The following is a 16,288-nucleotide window of genomic DNA, read 5'->3' as shown; positions in this document are numbered from 1 at the left end:
GGCGCGAAGCGCCGGGGTGGGGGGCTGTGCGCCGACGCCAGCTCGAAGCTTCAACTTGATGGAGGCGGAGCTAACCGCTCGCTACATGCCCCCCACCCGACCGGCCTTAAGGCCGGCCACCCTCCCCGCAAGGGGGAGGGAGAAGAAGGCGCCGCACCCGTACGGGCGCCGCTGCAATCACTCAGCGTCTCAATCCTTGAGCAGGCGCTCGAGGTAATCGAGTTCGAGCTGCGGGCGCTGGGAATCGCCGAGCCGACGTCGCAGTTCTTCCAGAATGCGGCGCACGCGCTGCACGTCGATCTCGCCCGGAATCTTCACCGAGAAATCATCGCCGAGATCGCGGCCCCGCAGCGGCCGGCCGAGCGGATCGCTCTGATTTCCGCCCTGCTGCCGGCCGAGCCGCTGGCCGGGGCCGTTGCCCTGGCCGTCGCCCTCACCCTGCTGCATCGCTTCGGCGAGCCGCTGCGCGCCGCGCCGTAGTGCATCCAGCGCCTTGCCCTGCGAGTCGACCGCGCGGTCGGCATTGCCCTCGCCGAGCCGGCCATCGGCATCGGCCATCGCGGAATCGGCGTCGCCGAGCGGATCGCCGGACTGGCCGCCTTGTCCCTGCTGGCCCTGTTCACCCTGCTGGCCGTTGGCGCCCGGGGTCATGCCGCGTTTCGCCAGCTCCTGTTGCAGCTTGTGCAAGCGGTCGCGCAGCGCCTGCTGATCCTGCTGCAGGTCGCCGAGATTGGGCTCGCCGCTGTCGCGATCGCTGCGCTGTTCCTGGCCCTGCTGAAAGGTCTTGTCGCGCAATTGCTGCTGCTTGCGGATCACGTCGCCCAGTTCATTGAGCGCCTGCTCGCCGCTGCCGTCGCCGCCCTGGCCGGGCTGCGCCATCTGCAAATTCTCCAGCATCTGCTGCAGCTGATCGAGCAACTGTTTGGCGGCTTCTTTGTCGCCGCTGCGCGACAGCCGCTCCATGCGCTCGACCATGGCATTGAGATCCTGCTGGCGGATCACCTTGCTGTTGGGATCGAGCGGCCGCGCCAATTGCTGCGGATTGTTGCGCAGCTGCTCGGCGAGCTGGCGCAGATAATTGTCGAGCGCGGCGCGCAGATTGTCGGTGAGCTTCTTGATCTCCTCGTCGCTGGCGCCGCGTTCCAGCGCCTGTTTCAACGCCTCTTGCGCCGCGCGCAGCGCCTTGTCGACGTCGGTGATGTCGCCGTCTTCGATCGACACCGCCAGCGCCCACAGGCTGCTGACCACCTCGCGCAGCGCGTCGTCGTTCTTGGCGTGGCCGAGCTGATCATTGACGGTGTACAGGCCGAGATATTGGCCCGCCGAGTCCGGCATGAACACTTCCGGCGCGATCAGCAGCGCGTCGAGCGCGGCCGCGACCAGCTCGCGCTGCTCGGCATCGAGCGCCAAAATCCGGCGCTGCTCGATCAAGGCGCGCGCCAGCGGCTTGGTGAACAACCGTTCCGGCAGCCGCAGCTGATAGGGCGTGCTGCGCGCGTCATTGCCGGCTTCGTCGCGCGCGGTCAGCGTCAGCGTCACCTCGGCGCCGGCATAGGGATCTTCGCTGAGGTCCTTGACGGTCTGGCCGACGCCGCTGCGGGTATGGGCATTGGGCAGCACCAGCGCAAAGCGCGGCGGCTGGAACAGCGGCCGGGCCTGCGTTGGCTGCGCGCTTTGGCGCACCGCAAGCTCAGCATTGGCTTCGGTGACGCCGTAATCGTCCTCAAGCTTGTAGATCAGTTGCAGCGCACCGCGGGCGACGCGCTCAGGGTCCTTGGCGAGCGCAATCGACGGCGGCCGATCCGGCGCGGTGACGAAGCTCCACAGCGCACCGGACGCCGGCGCGCGCACCTGCGCGGTGCCGTCACCGGCAATGGCGAAATGGCGCTCGCTGGCGCCGCCGGGCGCCGGTTCGGGCGGCGCGGCCTCGGTGATCTGGCCGCTGACCGCAACATCGAGCGTGCCGCCGCTGGCGCGCACGATCAGCGTGCTGCCGGCCGGCACTGGCAGTTTGGCGCTGGGATCGGTGGCCGCGCCGTCCTTGGCGGCGGTGAGGATGATCGGCGGCTTGTTGGTGTAGAGCGGCGGCGCCACCCAGGCATCGACCCGCACGCCGGCCGGCGTCAGCACGCCCTGCCAGTCGAACGCCGCGGCGACCCGCGCGCGTCGTTCGTCGCCGGCGGCGATGAAGGTCGCAACCAGCAGCAACACCACCAGCGCCCGCAGCGCCATCGGATCATGCTTTGCCAGCGCCGGCGACGGCACGCCGGCGCGCAGCCGGGCGAGCGCGGCCAGCATGCGCTGGCGCTGCGCCTCCCACAGCGCGCGCGCCACTGGGTCATTGGTGGTGAGGGTATCTTGCAGCGCGGTGGCCGGGCGATGGCGCAAGCCGCTGCCGCGATCGAGCCGGCTCAGCGCCTCGCTGCGGCTCGGCCAGCGCAGTTTCGCAAACGGCACCAGCGCCGCCAGCAGCAGCACCAGGAACAGGCTGAGCCCAATGGCTCGGCCGAGCACCGGCAGCAGCTGCCACAGCCCGGCCCATGACACCGCCAGGAACAGGCCGATCACGCTGGCGAGCCTCGCGAGCGGCGGCCACAGCCGTTCCCAGGCGATCACCCAGGCGGCACGGCGCAGCGCCCGGTCAAACGACGGGGCGGCCACATCAAGGGCAGGTCGCTGCGGGACGTTCGGGCGCGTGGCGCTCAACAATTTCTCCCGTTTACCTGAGATCAGCCTAACACAGCGGCGGCAATGAGGCACCGCCCGGCAGCATCACCGCGACCAGCCCCGCCGCGCACGAACGCGTGACGGGCACCGCCATCCAAGCGACGCGGGCACAGCGATATCGGGCCGCACTGTGTCGGGAATACGTTGAGAAATGCCGACGATTTTCACCGCGCGCCCCTGACGGCAGCAACGGCGACCGCGCTTGATCCGGCGCGAGGCGCCGGCGCTGACTATAGCCAGGGCGCCGGCTGATCCATCGCGATCAGTTGCTCGACGGTCAGGCGCGGCCGGATCACCGCGAACTGATCGCCCTTGACCAGCACTTCCGGCACCAGCGGCCGGGTGTTGTAGGTGCAGGACTGCACCGCGCCATAGGCACCGGCGGTCATGATCGCGATCAGATCGCCGGCCTTGAGCGCCGGCAGCCGGCGCGACAGCGCCAGATAATCGCCGCTCTCGCACACCGGGCCGACCACATCGGCGACGATCTCGGGGCCACCGGCGGGCGGCGCGTTGATCGGCAGAATGTCGTGATAGGCTTCGTACAGCGTCGGCCGAATGAGATCGTTCATCGCCGCGTCGATGATCACGAAGTTCTTGGCGTCGCCATGCTTCACATAGGTGACGCGCGACACCAGGATGCCGGCATTGCCGACGATCATCCGCCCGGGCTCGAACAACAGCCGGCAGCCGAGATTGTGGCTGATGCGCTTGACCATCTCGGCATAGACCACCGGCTCTGGCGGCAGGCTCGGGTCTTCGTAGTACGGAATGCCAAGGCCGCCGCCGAAATCGACGTGGTTGATGGTGTGGCCATCGCTGCGCAGCACCGTGACGAAATCGGCGAGCAGCCGGAACGCGGCTTCCATCGGCCCAAGATCGGTGATCTGGCTGCCGATATGGACATCGACGCCGCTGACTTGAATGCCGGGCAGCGACGCGGCGCGCTGATAGACCTCGCGGGCCCGCACCAGCGGAATGCCGAACTTGTTCTCGGACTTGCCGGTCGAAATCTTGGCGTGGCTGCCGGAATCGACGTCCGGATTGACGCGGATCGAGATGTGCGCGGTCTTGTTCATCGCCGTTGCCAGCGCTGACAAGACTTCCAGTTCCGGCTCGGATTCGATGTTGATGCACAGAATGTCGTGCGCCAGCGCGGCGCGCAGCTCATCGACCGTCTTGCCGACGCCGGAGAACACGATCTTGCTGGGCGGAATGCCGGCCGCCAGCGCGCGCGCCATTTCACCGCCCGACACCACATCGGCGCCGGCGCCGAGCTTGGCCAGCGTGCGCAGCACCGACTGGTTGGAATTCGCCTTCATGGCGTAGCACACCAGCGCGTCGGTCTCGGCAAACGCATCGCTGAAGATGCGGTAGTGCCGTTCCAAGGTCGCGGTGGAATAGCAATAGAACGGCGTGCCGACTTGTTCGGCGATCGCTGACAGGTTCACCGCTTCGGCGTGCAGCACGCCGTTGCTGTAGTCAAAATGGTGCATCGGAAACTCAGTCGAGCAACGGATCGAGAATGAACGGCTTCTTGCGACCCTTGGAAGCCTGCGGCGCGGCGTTGGCCGCTGCCGGCGTATCGAACAGGCCGCTTTTGGCCGCCGGATCATTGCTCGCCGGCTCCGCGGCCGTGGCGGCGGACGGATTGCCCGGCGGCGCGTCGAGACCTGCCTTGCGGCCGCAGCCGACCAGGGTCAGGGCAACGGCGGCAAGGGCCAGCACGGCCCAGGACGGATGGCGAGAACGGTTCACGGCGAAGTCCCCAATTGCGTCGGCACCATACAAAGATTGCCGCGATCTGGCGAGAGCCGGCTTGCGCCGGCGCCCGGTCGTCAACGCGAATTCTGTTCCTTTTCCAGGCGCTTCTGCCAGGCCTTGGCCTGCGCCCGGACGTTTTTCGGCGCGGTGCCGCCATAGCTGGTGCGGCTTTTCACCGAGGATTCCACCGACAGCACGGTCAGCGCCTGCGCGGTGATGCGCGGCTCGACCGACTGCATCACCTCGAGCGGCAGCTCGTGCAGCGCCACGCCGTCCTTAGCGGCAAGGCCGACGATCCGGCCGGTGACGTGGTGGGCGTCGCGGAACGGCATTTTCAGGGTGCGCACCAGCCAGTCGGCGAGGTCGGTGGCGGTGGCATAGCCCTCGCCGGCCGCCTGCTTCATGCGCTCGGCCTCCGGCATCAGGTCATCGACCATGCCGGTCATGGCGCGCACCGCGAGCGACAGCGCGGCAAAGGCTTCCATCGCGCCCTGTTTGTCTTCCTGCATGTCCTTTTGATAGGCGAGCGGCAGGCCCTTCATCACAATCAAAAGACCATTGAGCGCGCCGATCACCCGGCCGGTCTTGGCGCGCACCAGCTCGGCGGCGTCCGGATTGCGCTTCTGCGGCATGATCGAGGAGCCGGTGGTGAACTTGTCCGACAGCCGCACCAGGCCGACCAGCGGCGAGGTCCACAGCACGATCTCCTCGGCAAAACGCGACAGATGCACCGCGGTGATCGAGGCCGCCGACAGCGTCTCCAGCACGAAATCGCGGTCTGACACGGCGTCGAGCGAATTGGCCATCGGCCGGTCGAAGCCGAGCGTGCGCGCGGTCAGTTCGCGGTCGATCGGGAACGAGGTGCCAGCGAGCGCGGCGGCGCCGAGCGGGCTTTCGTTGAGCCGCTTGCGGGCATCGCGGAACCGGCCGCGGTCGCGCGCCGCCATTTCCACATAGGCCATCAGATGGTGGCCGAGCGTCACCGGCTGCGCGGTCTGCAAATGCGTGAAGCCCGGCATCACGGTGTCGGCGTGTTCCAGCGCGCGGCGCACCAGCGCGGCCTGATAGCGCGCCAGCGCCGCGTCGATGTCATCGATGGTATCGCGCACGAACAGTCGGAAATCGGTGGCGACCTGATCGTTGCGCGAGCGCGCGGTATGCAGCCGCCCGGCAGCCGGGCCGATCAGCTCGGACAGCCGGCCTTCGACATTCATATGGATGTCTTCGAGCGCGCGCTTGAATTCGAACGAACCCTTTCGGATCTCTGACAAAATCGTGTCTAGACCCTTGCTGATATTTTTCGCATCGTTCGCGGTGATGATGCCCTGTGCAGCCAACATCGCCGCATGGGCCTTGGACGCCGTGATGTCCTGGGCGTAGAGATGGCGATCCACATCAATCGAGACGTTGATCTCTTCCATGATCGCGTCGGGGCGCTCGCTAAACCGGCCGCCCCACATCTTGTTGCTCATGCTCTGCCGCACCTGAGTTTGCCGCTGACGCCGCACCTGACCATGTCCCATTCAATGTCTCTCAATCACCGCCGTGCTGCGCCCTGTGCGCCTGTGCTGTCATGACCGGCGGCACCGATCCATCGACCAAGCCCCGGCGCCGCGTCGTTCGCCGCCTGACCGTGGGATTGGCCGCAATCCTGGTCGCCTCGGCGATCGGATGGGGCGGGGTATACGGGATCGACGCCCTGCAGCGCAATCCGCCGGGTGACGCCACCTGCCGGCCGGCGCTCGATCTGGCGCAGAAAATCGCGCCGCTGACCACAGGCGAAGTGGCGGCGGTCTCGGTCGCCAAGGCGCCGCTGCGGATCCCGGAACTGGCGTTTGAGGATGGCGAGGGCAAGCCGCGCAAGCTGTCGGAATGGCGCGGCCGCACGGTGCTGGTCAATCTGTGGGCGACCTGGTGCGTGCCGTGCCGCAAGGAGATGCCGGCACTCGACAATCTGCAGGCCGCACTCGGCAGCGACCAGTTCGAGGTGCTGGCCATCAATATCGACACCCGCGACGCCGAGAAGCCGAAAGCGTTCCTGAAAGACGCCGGGCTAACCCGGCTCGGCTATTATGCCGACGCTAAAGCCAAGGTTTTCCAGGACCTTAAGTCGGCAGGCAAGGCGCTGGGCATGCCGACTACGCTGCTGCTTGATGAACAGGGCTGCGAGATCGCCTCGATCGCCGGCCCGGCGCAATGGGACAGCCCGGAAGCGATCGCGCTGCTGAAAAAAGCGCTGACGAGGTCGCCCTAAAGCTATCTCGGTTCTGATGGCAGCGGGGCGGATTACGCCGAGATATTGACGTTGGTGCCGATGCCGTCGGCAACGTTGGCGAGCGAGTTCATATTCTGCTGTGCGGCCCCCAGCAGGGTCAGAACGGCGGATTTCTCCGCGTCGGCGTTGGATTTGGCGATGGTTGCCGCGACCTGCATCTGGGTCTGCCCTGCGCGGGCTGACAGCGCGGCCGCCACCAAGCTCATGTCCATTTCCGTATCTCCTTGAGATCAGCCTAGTCGTCCGTAGTTAACGAAGCTTTCTTGAGTGACGACCCGGCCCTGATCTCGCCGCCCGGCCCCGGAGCGATCCGAGGCCGCCGCTATTGTGTGAGCTGCCCGCAGGCATCAGCCTAGCCGGCTTAAAACGACGCTTCGCTACGTTGCACCTCGACGCGCGCCGGAACCAGGCCGCGCATATCGCGCGCCGTGTTTTCGGTCAGATCGATCGCGACGAGCACGAATTGACGAAGAAAAGCGTGGATGCCCCAGTACAAGGAACCATGTTCAGCAGTGTCATCTCGGTCCAGGGACGTATAGGTAATGCTTGCCATGATACGTATTCCATTTCGAGCGCGACGTTGCTCGCACAGATGCTCCCATGTGCGTGCGAAAGACGATGCCCGTCTCTCGCGACCCATGTTTGGCCTCAGGAGTTAAAGAGCGGTATGAGCCACACGCAACCGCCCATTGCGCTAAGGGCAGCGTTAGCGGCGCGTGAAACGCTTAGTTACAATTGCTGTGGAAATTCGCCAGCCATTAACCAGCAACGCCGCGCGCGCCAGGCCAGGTGATAGCAACGCCCTTCAAATGGGCTTGGTGATGCCCGCGCTGGTCGCGGCGTCCACGTTTTGAAGGCTGCACAAGATCAAAGATGCGGATGGCCGGGACGCCGCCGGTCATGACGTGCTGAGCGGTTGGTAGCAATCGCTATTGTATCAGAGGCCCGCGCTTCTAAGTTAACGAGCCTTGAACGGACGCGCGGGCTCAGCGCGTCGGCACCGGCTTATCGCCGCGATAATCGTAGAAGCCGCGCTGCGTCTTGCGGCCGAGCCAGCCTGCCTCGACATATTTCACCAGCAGCGGGCACGGCCGGTATTTGGAATCGGCCAGCCCTTCATGCAGCACCTGCATGATCGACAGACAGGTATCGAGGCCGATGAAATCGGCCAGCTCAAGCGGCCCCATCGGATGATGGGCACCGAGCTTCATCGCCGCGTCGATCGCCTCGACGTTACCGACGCCTTCATACAGCGTGTAGATCGCCTCGTTGATCATCGGCAGCAAAATGCGATTGACGATGAAGGCCGGAAAATCTTCCGACACCGCGACCTGCTTGCCGAGCTGGGCCACGAACTCCTTGGAGGTCTCGAACGTGGCATCGTCGGTCGCGATGCCGCGGATCAGCTCGACAAGCTCCATGCGCGGCACCGGATTCATGAAGTGAATGCCGATGAAGCGCTCCGGCCGGTCCGTGCTGGCGGCGAGCCGCGTGATCGAAATCGATGAGGTGTTGGACGCGATGATCGCTTCCGGCTGCAACACGCTGCACAGCTCGTTGAAGATCTTGCGTTTGACGTCTTCCTTCTCGACTGCGGTCTCGATCACGAGATCACAATCGGCGAGGCCCTCGAGACGTTCGGCACCGGAGATGCGCGCCAGCGCCTGCTTGCGCTGCTCCTCGGTGATGGTCTTTTTCGCGACTTGCCGCGACAGATTGCCATTGATGGTGGCGAGCGCCGATTTGATGCGGTCGGCGGCGATGTCGTTCAGCACCACGTCGAATCCGCCCAGTGCCGCGACATGCGCGATCCCATTGCCCATCTGGCCCGAACCGATCACGCCCACCTTCTTGATTGCTAGTGCCATCTCATCATCTCGTCGGGGGACGCCATCGCTCGGCGCCGTCCTGGCATGAAAATCTCACCCGCTTTGGTCGGAGCGTGTCGTTCAGGCCTGGTGCACCGACCATCCAGCGCCTGATGTCGTGAACGGCGCGCCGCGGTCAAACAACCAACGGCGCGCCGCCAACTCGTTACTTGCCGAGCTTGCCGAGTTCTTCGGTTAGTTCCGGCACCGCCTGATAGAGGTCAGCCACCAGGCCGTAATCGGCGACCTGGAAGATTGGCGCGTCTTCGTCCTTGTTGATCGCCACGATCACCTTGGAGTCCTTCATGCCGGCCAGGTGCTGGATCGCGCCGGAAATGCCGATCGCGACATAGAGTTCCGGAGCAACCACCTTGCCGGTCTGACCGACCTGCCAATCGTTCGGCGCGTAGCCGGCATCGACCGCGGCGCGCGAAGCGCCGACACCGGCGCCGAGCTTGTCGGCGAGCGGCTCGATGTACTTGCTGAAGTTCTCACGGCTCTGCATGGCGCGGCCACCGGAGACGATGATCTTGGCCGAGGTCAGCTCCGGACGATCGCTCTTGGCGACTTCCTCGCCGACGAAGCTCGACAGCGCCGGATCGGCCGCCGCGGCGACCGCTTCCACCGCCGCGCTGCCGCCTTCGGCGGCGGCGGCAAAGGTCGAGGTCCGCACGGTGATCACCTTCTTGGCGTCCTTCGACTTCACCGTCTGGATGGCGTTGCCGGCATAGATCGGACGTTCAAAAGTGTCGGGCGCCACCACCTTGGTGATTTCCGAAACCTGCATCACGTCGAGCAGCGCAGCGACGCGCGGCATCACGTTCTTGAAGCGCGAGGTCGCGGGCGCGACGAATGCGTCATAGGACGGCGCCAGTGACACGATCAGCGCGGCCAGCGGCTCGGCGACATCGTGGCTGAGCGCGTCGCTCTCGGCGACCAGCACCTTGGTGACGCCAGCGAGCTTGGCGGCATGATCGGCCGCCGCCTTGGCACCCGGACTACCGGCCACCAGCACGTGAACCTCGCCGCCCAGTTGCGCGGCCGCGGTCAGTGCCTTGTGGGTCGCGTCCTTGAGGGCGGCGTTGTCGTGTTCAGCAATCAGCAGCGTCGTCATCAGATCACCCCGGCTTCGTTCTTCAGCTTCGACACAAGTTCAGCGACGTCCTTGACCTTGACGCCGGCCTTGCGGCCACCGGGCTCGACGGTCTTCAGAATCTCCAGACGGGGCGTGACGTCCACGCCGTACTGATCGGCCGTTTTTTCGTCGATCGGCTTCTTCTTGGCCTTCATGATGTTGGGCAGGCTGGCATAGCGCGGCTCGTTGAGCCGCAAATCGGTGGTGACGATCGCCGGACCCTTGACCTTCAGAGTCTGCAGGCCGCCATCAACCTCACGCGTCACCACGAAATCGGAACCATCGACCTCGACCTTGGAGGCGAAAGTGGCCTGGCCCCAGCCCAGCAGCGCGGCCAGCATCTGGCCGGTCTGATTGCAATCGTCGTCGATCGCCTGCTTGCCGAGGATCACCAGACCCGGCTTTTCTTCGTCGACCACGGCCTTCAGGATCTTGGCGACCGCGAGCGGTTCGACATTGCCCTCGGCCTTGACCAGGATGCCCCGGTCGCCGCCCATCGCCAGGCCGGTACGGATCGTCTCCGAGGCTTGCGCCGGACCGATCGACACCACGACGACTTCGGTGGCCTTACCGGCCTCCTTCAGGCGGAGCGCTTCCTCTACCGCGATCTCGTCAAACGGGTTCATCGACATTTTGACGTTGGCCAATTCAACGCCCGAACCGTCTCCCTTGACACGGATCTTGACGTTGTAATCGACGACCCGCTTAACCGGCACCAGAACCTTCATCGATCCTCTTTCGTGTTGCTTTGTTGAATCCCGTGGCCGCGGAACCTAAAGCCCTGGAAATCACTGGTCAACGCGGCAAAGACAAAATGTAGCGGCCCTTAGTCCGCAGCCCTAACGGTTCTGCCCTGGTACCCACAGCACGTCGCGCGCGCCGTTGTCGTTGGCGGCCCGGCTCGCCACGAACAACAGGTCGGACAGCCGGTTGATGTAACGGAGGGCGAACGGGCTGAGCGCTTCCTCGGGCTTCTGCGCCAGTTCCACCAGCGCCCGCTCGGCGCGGCGACAGACGGTGCGCGCCAGATGCAAATGCGCGGCGGCCGGCAACCCGCCCGGAAGTATAAATGAATTCAACGGCGCGAGCTGCGCGTTGAGCGCGTCAATCTCCTGTTCCAGCCGCATCACCTGGCTCTCCAGCACACGCAGCCGTTCGGCTTGGCCCTGCCGCTCCGGCACCGCCAGATCAGCGCCAAGATCGAACAAATCGTTCTGGATCCGCGCCATCATGGCGTCGATCACCGGCTGATCCGCAAGATGCAGCCGCGCGATGCCGATCACCGCATTGGTTTCATCAACGGTTCCATAGGCCGCAATGCGCAGGTCGGATTTCGGCCGCCGCTCGCCATTGGCCAAAGCGGTGGTGCCGTCATCGCCGCGACGGGTGTAAATCCGATTGAGCACCACCATGGCCGCTTTGCCCTCCAAACACGCCGGTCAAGGCGGTGTCAGCGTCCGATGGCCCACACCGCGGCCATGGTAACGGCGATCGCGACCAGTTGCAGCAGGACCCGCAGTCGCATCAGACGCTGCGATCGGTTCGGGGAGCCGCCGCGCATCATATTGATCAGCCCAAGCAGCAGCACGACAGCAACCGCTGCGAGCGCTATCGGAAGCAGAACCGAGCTGAGCGCCGTCGTCATAAGGGTCTCATAGCACCACCACGCGGTTAGCGCCATGGTGGATCGTGGCTGCCGTTCCGGCGTTGTCGAAGCGGTGGTCGATGCTAGTATCTGGTTTCTTCGTTGAGCGGCTTGCTTTCAGGTGGCACGTGAGGCGCATCCGTTACGCCTATCAGGTCGGCATGGACGCCTTTTATACGTTCCTCGCCGATGACGGCTGGGCGATCGCCAGCCACATCGCGCTATCATCGTTGATGGCGCTGTTTCCGTTCCTGATCGTGCTGACCTCGATAGCCGGCTTCATCGGTTCCAAGAACCTCGCCGAGCGCGCCGCCGAGTTGTTGCTGCAAATCTGGCCGATGCAGGTATCGGATGCGCTGTCGGTGCAGATTCACGATGTGCTGATGACGGCGCGCGGCGATGCGCTGACCATCGGCCTGTTGCTGGCGCTGTATTTCGCCTCGAACGGCGTGGAGAGCCTGCGCGTGGCGCTGAACCGCGCCTATTCGGTGGTCGAGATGCGGCGCTGGTACTGGCTGCGGCTGGAATCGATCGGCTACACGCTGGTGGCGGCGTTCACCGCGCTGGCGATGGCATTCCTGATCGTGCTCGGTCCGCTGCTGCTGGAAACGGCGCGGCTGTATGTGCCGCTGATGGTGGAGAGCAATGAGCGGCTGCTCACCATCGGACGCTACGGCATCACCATCATCGCCATGACCGCCGCGCTGCTGATCCTGCATGCCTGGCTGCCGTGCGGCCGGCGCACCTTCCGCCAGATCCTGCCCGGCATCATCTTCACCATGGTGGCGTCGCTGCTGTCGGGCGCGGGCTTCGGCTTCTATCTGGCGCGCTTCGCCCACAATTACGTGACGATGTATGCCGGGCTGGCGTCGCTGATCATCGCGCTGGTGTTTTTGTATTTCATCGCCGCGATCTTCGTGTTCGGCGGCGAATTGAATGCCGCGATCATGCGCTCGCGGCTGCCGAAGGGCGTCTCACTTCAAGCAGTGCAGTTGCGAGCGCCCTCGGAGAAACCGGCTTAAGCAGAAAAGCATTGGCGCCGGCGGCGAGCGAGGCGACCTCGTCCTCGCTGCGGCCGGACAGACCGATGATCGGCACCAGGCCGGCCGGCGCTTTCAGGGCGCGAATCCGGCGGATCGCTTCGATGCCGTCGATGCCGGGCAGCACCATGTCCATCAGCACCGCGTCGAATTGCCCCTGCATGATCCGCGCGGGCGCCGCTTCGCCGCGGCCGACAAATTCGGTGTGATGGCCAAGTTCGGACAGCACGGCATTGAGCACCACGCGGCCGAACGGATTGTCCTCGACGCTGAGCAGCCGCAGCGGCCCGGTGGCCGCGGCGGCATCGTCATGGGCCGCGCCGGTCGCGGTCGGCACCGGCTTGGCGCGTTTCAGCAGCACGGTCAGGGTGAAGGTGGTGCCGCCCCGGGCGCGCGGCGCCACGGTGACGTCGCCGCCCATCGCCCGCGCGATCTGCCGCACCGATGACAGCCCGAGCCCGGCGCCGCCAAACCGCGCCGCGATGCTGACATTGGCCTGGGTGAACGGCCGGAACAGCCGCTTCACCTCGGCGAGCGTCAGGCCGATGCCGCTATCCGACACCGCAAAGGCGACGCCGACCTGTCCGCGCGGCGCGCGCACCGCCGAGACTTTCAGGCTGACGCTGCCGTGCTCGGTGAATTTCACGGCATTATCGATCAGGTTTTCCAGCGCGGCGCGCAGCCGGATGGCATCGCCCTCGACAAAGGCCGGCAGCTTGTCACTGATATTGACTACCACCTGCAGGCCCTTGGCGGCCGCCCGTCCGGCCAGCGACTCGCCGGCGTGATAAGCCAGCGCCCGCAGGTCGAAGAAATCCTGGCGCAGCCCGAGCCCGGACGCATGGCTGCGCGCGGCATCGACGAACAGCGTGGCGAGCCCGGCGAGATGCTCGGCGCCGGCCTTGATGGTATCGACCCAGCGGCGTTCGCGGGCGTCGAGATCGGAGGTGGCGAGCAGATCGCTAACCGCCAGAATGCCGGTCAGCGGCGTGCGCACCTCATGGGCAAACGCCGCCAGCGCCGCTTCGACCACGCTTGGCCCCGGCGCCCGTTTGCGCGACCGGCTCTTGCTGGCGGTGCCGGCCTTGGCTGATTTCGCTGGGCGGGATTTGGCTTTAGCTGCTGGCGCGGATTTGCGTTCGATCGGCGGATCGATCAGCGCCGTTTGTTTGGCTGCTGGCTGACGCGCGCGCGTGGTCGCTGTCCGTTTGACGGACAGCCCGCCGCGACGCAACTGGCGTGAAGTCCCCGCCATAAATCCCCCGTCCACCCACGCAACATGCCCGATCTCGGACGGCGAGTCACGCGGTGAGCGGCCTCAAGTTCCGCAAGTTTACGTCGCCGGCGGCAGGGCGAGCTGATCGCGAATGGCGGCCGGGGTCAGGCCAGCAGCCCGCAACTCCGCGAGCGCGGTGGCCTTGGTGGATTTCGACAGCTTCAAACCGTCGTCCCCCAGCACCAGACTGTGATGGCGGTAGCGTGGTGCAGGCAGCCCCAGCAATTGCTGCAACAACCGATGGACGCTGGTCGACCAAAACAAATCCTGGCCGCGCACCACCTCGGTAACGCCCTGCAAAGCGTCATCGATCACCACCGACAGGTGATAGCTGGTCGGTATCTCCTTCCGGGCCAGCACCACATCGCCCCAGCGCTGCGGCTCGGCGATCACCGTTCCGGTCTCGCCGCCCGGCCCGGCGCCCAGTTCCTGCCAGTCGAGCGGGCCGGTCATTTGCTGCGCCGCCGCGACGTCAAGTCGCAGAGCGAACGGCGCCCCGGCGTCGATCCGCGAGCGCCGCTGCTCGGCACTGAGCCTGCGGCCCTCGCCGGGATAAAGCGGCGCGCCGTCAGGATCGCGTGGCCACGGCGCCTCGCGCTCGCGTGCCGCCACCAGCCGGGCGATTTCGGCGCGGCTTTCAAAGGCCGGGTACAGCAGCCCGGCCGCTTGCAGCCGATCGATCGCCTGCCGGTAAAGCTCAAGATGCTCGGACTGCCGGCGCACCGGCTCATGCCATTCGATGCCGAGCCAGGCGAGGTCGTCATAGATCGCGGCTTCGAATTCCGGCCGGCAGCGGGTCTGGTCGATATCCTCGATGCGCAGCAGGAAACGGCCGCCGCTGCGCCGCGCCAGATCGAAATTGAGCAACGCGGAATAGGCATGGCCGAGATGGAGCCGGCCGTTCGGCGATGGAGCAAATCGGAAAACGGGTGGCAGCATCAGCAACTCGGCGCAACGAAGGCCCGCCCTTGACCGGGCCGGGCTCGATCGTGAGCTTACGGCCCCAGAAGCGGAAACGGGTCAAGCCCTGAAGGCCGCCAAATCGCTGGAACGAGATGCCATGACCGTACAGTTCGAGAGCCAGGCCGCGCTTGATGACGCGGTGCGCGCGCTGGTGCGCCAGGACCCGCGGCTACGGCCGGTGCTGGAGGTCGCCGGCATGCCGGCACTGCGGCGGCGCGAGCCGGGCTTTGCCGGGCTCGCCGCCATCATCTGCGGCCAGCAATTATCGACCGCCTCGGCGGCGGCGATCTGGGGCCGGGTGTCGGCGGCATTCGTGCCGTTTCACCACAACGCCATCCGCCGCGCTCGCGCCGACCGGCTGGCGCGGCTCGGCCTGTCGGTCGCCAAGATCAAGACCCTGAAAAGCCTGGCCAAAGAACTGGCGGCCGAGCGGCTCAATCTCGAGGTCTTGGCCGAACAGGACGCCGACGCCGCCCATGCCACGCTGACCGCGCTGCACGGTATCGGGCCATGGACCGCCGACCTCTATCTGCTGTTCTGCCTCGGCCATGGCGATGCCTGGCCGGCCGGCGATCTCGCTTTGCAGGAATCGATGCGGATCGGGCTTGGGCTGCCGGCCCGCCCGACCGCCAAACAGATGATGCCGCTCGCCGAGCCGTGGCGGCCGCTGCGCGGCGCCGCGGCGCATCTGTGGTGGGGCTATTATCATGTCGTAAAGCGCCGCGAGGGCGTGATCGGCCAAAGCGCGGGCTGAGCGCTTACACCCCGTCCAGAATGATCACCGTCGGCGCGGTCGGCAGCGTGTCGCGCGACAGCTCAAGGGTACGCTCGCTACGCTGTTCGATCACGAAATCACGGCCAATGCGTTGCATGAAATCATCGAGCGGCGTCATGAAGCGGTGCATCGGCAGCACCACCGAGGCGCGCAGCCGCTTGGTGATGTCCGAAATGCCCTCCAGCGACATGGTGTAACCGCCGTCGATCGGCACCATCACCACATCGAGCCGGCCGATCTGGGCGAAATGGCTGTCGTCGAGCTTGTGATGCAAATGGCCGAGATGGCCGATACACAGCCCCGCGATCTCGAAAATGAAGATCGAATTGCCGTCCTTGATCATCGCGGCGTCAAAACCGTCGAACTGATAGCGCCGGATGTCGGTGGTGACGTTGCGGATCAGCACGTCGCCGACCCGCAGATGGACATGCGCCGGCTCGCGGTCGTCACCCCAGCCATGCAGCACATGTTTGATATTGGGGTCCGGCGCCAGCGAATAATGCGTAGCGTGCGCGCGGTTCATGGTCACGACATCCGGCAGCCGGCCGAGCGTGTAGCGGCCGCTGAAATCGGTGGCGATCCGCACCCCGTCCGGGCTTTCGATGTAATAAGTCGCGTGCCCGGCATAGCTGATACTGACGCTGGCCGCCGCTCCTGCGGTGCGGCGCAGGCTGACCGGCGTGGCGCGCGGGCCCTGTGCCATCGCCAGGCACTCGCTGCTGCGCCCGGCTTCCGCGGCAAGGGCCGAGCGAGCGCCGCGATCGGGCGCCAGCAACGCAATCAGTCCGGCAACGACGACAAACAGGCATCGCAGCATAAC

The 16,288-nt window shown here is 65.8% G+C and carries 17 protein-coding genes; 3 read left to right on the top strand and 14 right to left on the bottom strand.

Annotated elements, in window-relative coordinates:
* Window positions 1–189 precede the first annotated feature (189 nt).
* From BJ122_RS17110 to argH, 4 genes are all read right to left on the bottom strand, one after another.
* On the bottom strand, window positions 190–2,706 hold the full coding sequence (locus tag BJ122_RS17110; RefSeq protein ID WP_110782395.1) for a TIGR02302 family protein: 2,517 nt from the start codon (window positions 2,704–2,706) through the stop codon (window positions 190–192).
* 251 nt (window positions 2,707–2,957) lie between these two features.
* Window positions 2,958–4,223, bottom strand: coding sequence for a diaminopimelate decarboxylase (gene lysA / locus BJ122_RS17105; RefSeq protein WP_110782394.1), 1,266 nt, complete (start codon window positions 4,221–4,223; stop codon window positions 2,958–2,960).
* 7 nt (window positions 4,224–4,230) lie between these two features.
* Entirely contained in the window at window positions 4,231–4,485 is a 255-nt protein-coding gene (lptM, locus tag BJ122_RS17100) for an LPS translocon maturation chaperone LptM (RefSeq protein WP_103011792.1), read from the bottom strand.
* Window positions 4,486–4,565: 80 nt separating this feature from the next.
* Complete coding sequence (argH, locus tag BJ122_RS17095; RefSeq protein ID WP_110782410.1) at window positions 4,566–5,963, bottom strand: argininosuccinate lyase; 1,398 nt, start codon at window positions 5,961–5,963, stop codon at window positions 4,566–4,568.
* 101 nt (window positions 5,964–6,064) lie between these two features.
* Here argH and tlpA point away from each other — a divergent pair, with 101 nt between their 5' ends.
* Window positions 6,065–6,745: a thiol:disulfide interchange protein TlpA gene (tlpA, locus tag BJ122_RS17090; RefSeq protein WP_103011638.1), complete on the top strand. Its 681-nt coding sequence runs from the start codon at window positions 6,065–6,067 to the stop codon at window positions 6,743–6,745.
* Window positions 6,746–6,777: 32 nt separating this feature from the next.
* Here the strand turns inward: tlpA and BJ122_RS17085 are convergent, their stop codons facing one another.
* The 7 genes from BJ122_RS17085 to BJ122_RS17055 form a co-directional block, all read right to left on the bottom strand.
* On the bottom strand, window positions 6,778–6,978 hold the full coding sequence (locus tag BJ122_RS17085; RefSeq protein ID WP_103011639.1) for a hypothetical protein: 201 nt from the start codon (window positions 6,976–6,978) through the stop codon (window positions 6,778–6,780).
* Window positions 6,979–7,127: 149 nt separating this feature from the next.
* The gene (locus tag BJ122_RS17080; RefSeq protein ID WP_110782393.1) at window positions 7,128–7,319 is read right to left on the bottom strand and encodes a hypothetical protein; all 192 of its coding nucleotides are present in this window, start codon (window positions 7,317–7,319) and stop codon (window positions 7,128–7,130) included.
* Between the two features lie 433 nt (window positions 7,320–7,752).
* Entirely contained in the window at window positions 7,753–8,634 is an 882-nt protein-coding gene (locus BJ122_RS17075; RefSeq protein WP_110782392.1) for a 3-hydroxybutyryl-CoA dehydrogenase, read from the bottom strand.
* Window positions 8,635–8,800: 166 nt separating this feature from the next.
* On the bottom strand, window positions 8,801–9,748 hold the full coding sequence (locus BJ122_RS17070) for an electron transfer flavoprotein subunit alpha/FixB family protein (protein ID WP_110782391.1): 948 nt from the start codon (window positions 9,746–9,748) through the stop codon (window positions 8,801–8,803).
* The gene (locus tag BJ122_RS17065; RefSeq protein WP_110782390.1) at window positions 9,748–10,497 is read right to left on the bottom strand and encodes an electron transfer flavoprotein subunit beta/FixA family protein; all 750 of its coding nucleotides are present in this window, start codon (window positions 10,495–10,497) and stop codon (window positions 9,748–9,750) included. Before BJ122_RS17065 ends, BJ122_RS17070 begins: the two co-directional genes overlap by 1 nt.
* Before the next feature lie 111 nt (window positions 10,498–10,608).
* On the bottom strand, window positions 10,609–11,181 hold the full coding sequence (locus BJ122_RS17060; RefSeq protein WP_110782409.1) for a cob(I)yrinic acid a,c-diamide adenosyltransferase: 573 nt from the start codon (window positions 11,179–11,181) through the stop codon (window positions 10,609–10,611).
* 38 nt (window positions 11,182–11,219) lie between these two features.
* Window positions 11,220–11,414, bottom strand: coding sequence for a twin transmembrane helix small protein (locus tag BJ122_RS17055; protein ID WP_110782389.1), 195 nt, complete (start codon window positions 11,412–11,414; stop codon window positions 11,220–11,222).
* Window positions 11,415–11,542: 128 nt separating this feature from the next.
* On the opposite strand from BJ122_RS17055, the gene BJ122_RS17050 reads away from it, so the two are divergent.
* A complete protein-coding gene (locus tag BJ122_RS17050) occupies window positions 11,543–12,436 on the top strand; it encodes a YihY/virulence factor BrkB family protein (RefSeq protein ID WP_181418978.1) in 894 nt (297 codons plus the stop codon).
* Here BJ122_RS17050 and BJ122_RS17045 read toward each other — a convergent pair.
* Window positions 12,360–13,709: an ATP-binding protein gene (locus BJ122_RS17045; RefSeq protein WP_245407775.1), complete on the bottom strand. Its 1,350-nt coding sequence runs from the start codon at window positions 13,707–13,709 to the stop codon at window positions 12,360–12,362. The genes BJ122_RS17050 and BJ122_RS17045 overlap by 77 nt on opposite strands.
* A 78-nt stretch (window positions 13,710–13,787) precedes the next feature.
* Entirely contained in the window at window positions 13,788–14,669 is an 882-nt protein-coding gene (gene gluQRS, locus BJ122_RS17040; protein WP_110782406.1) for a tRNA glutamyl-Q(34) synthetase GluQRS, read from the bottom strand.
* Window positions 14,670–14,790: 121 nt separating this feature from the next.
* Between gluQRS and BJ122_RS17035 the strand changes: the two genes are divergently transcribed.
* Window positions 14,791–15,447: a DNA-3-methyladenine glycosylase family protein gene (locus tag BJ122_RS17035; RefSeq protein ID WP_110782388.1), complete on the top strand. Its 657-nt coding sequence runs from the start codon at window positions 14,791–14,793 to the stop codon at window positions 15,445–15,447.
* Between the two features lie 4 nt (window positions 15,448–15,451).
* On the opposite strand, the gene BJ122_RS17030 is transcribed toward BJ122_RS17035, so the two are convergent.
* Entirely contained in the window at window positions 15,452–16,285 is an 834-nt protein-coding gene (locus BJ122_RS17030; protein ID WP_110782387.1) for an MBL fold metallo-hydrolase, read from the bottom strand.
* Window positions 16,286–16,288: the final 3 nt, after the last annotated feature.

It is taken from the genome of Rhodopseudomonas faecalis (assembly GCF_003217325.1).
GTDB lineage: Bacteria > Pseudomonadota > Alphaproteobacteria > Rhizobiales > Xanthobacteraceae > Rhodopseudomonas > Rhodopseudomonas faecalis.
The sequence above is the reverse complement of the archived record's forward strand: the minus strand, read 5'-3'. Positions and strand labels throughout refer to the sequence as shown.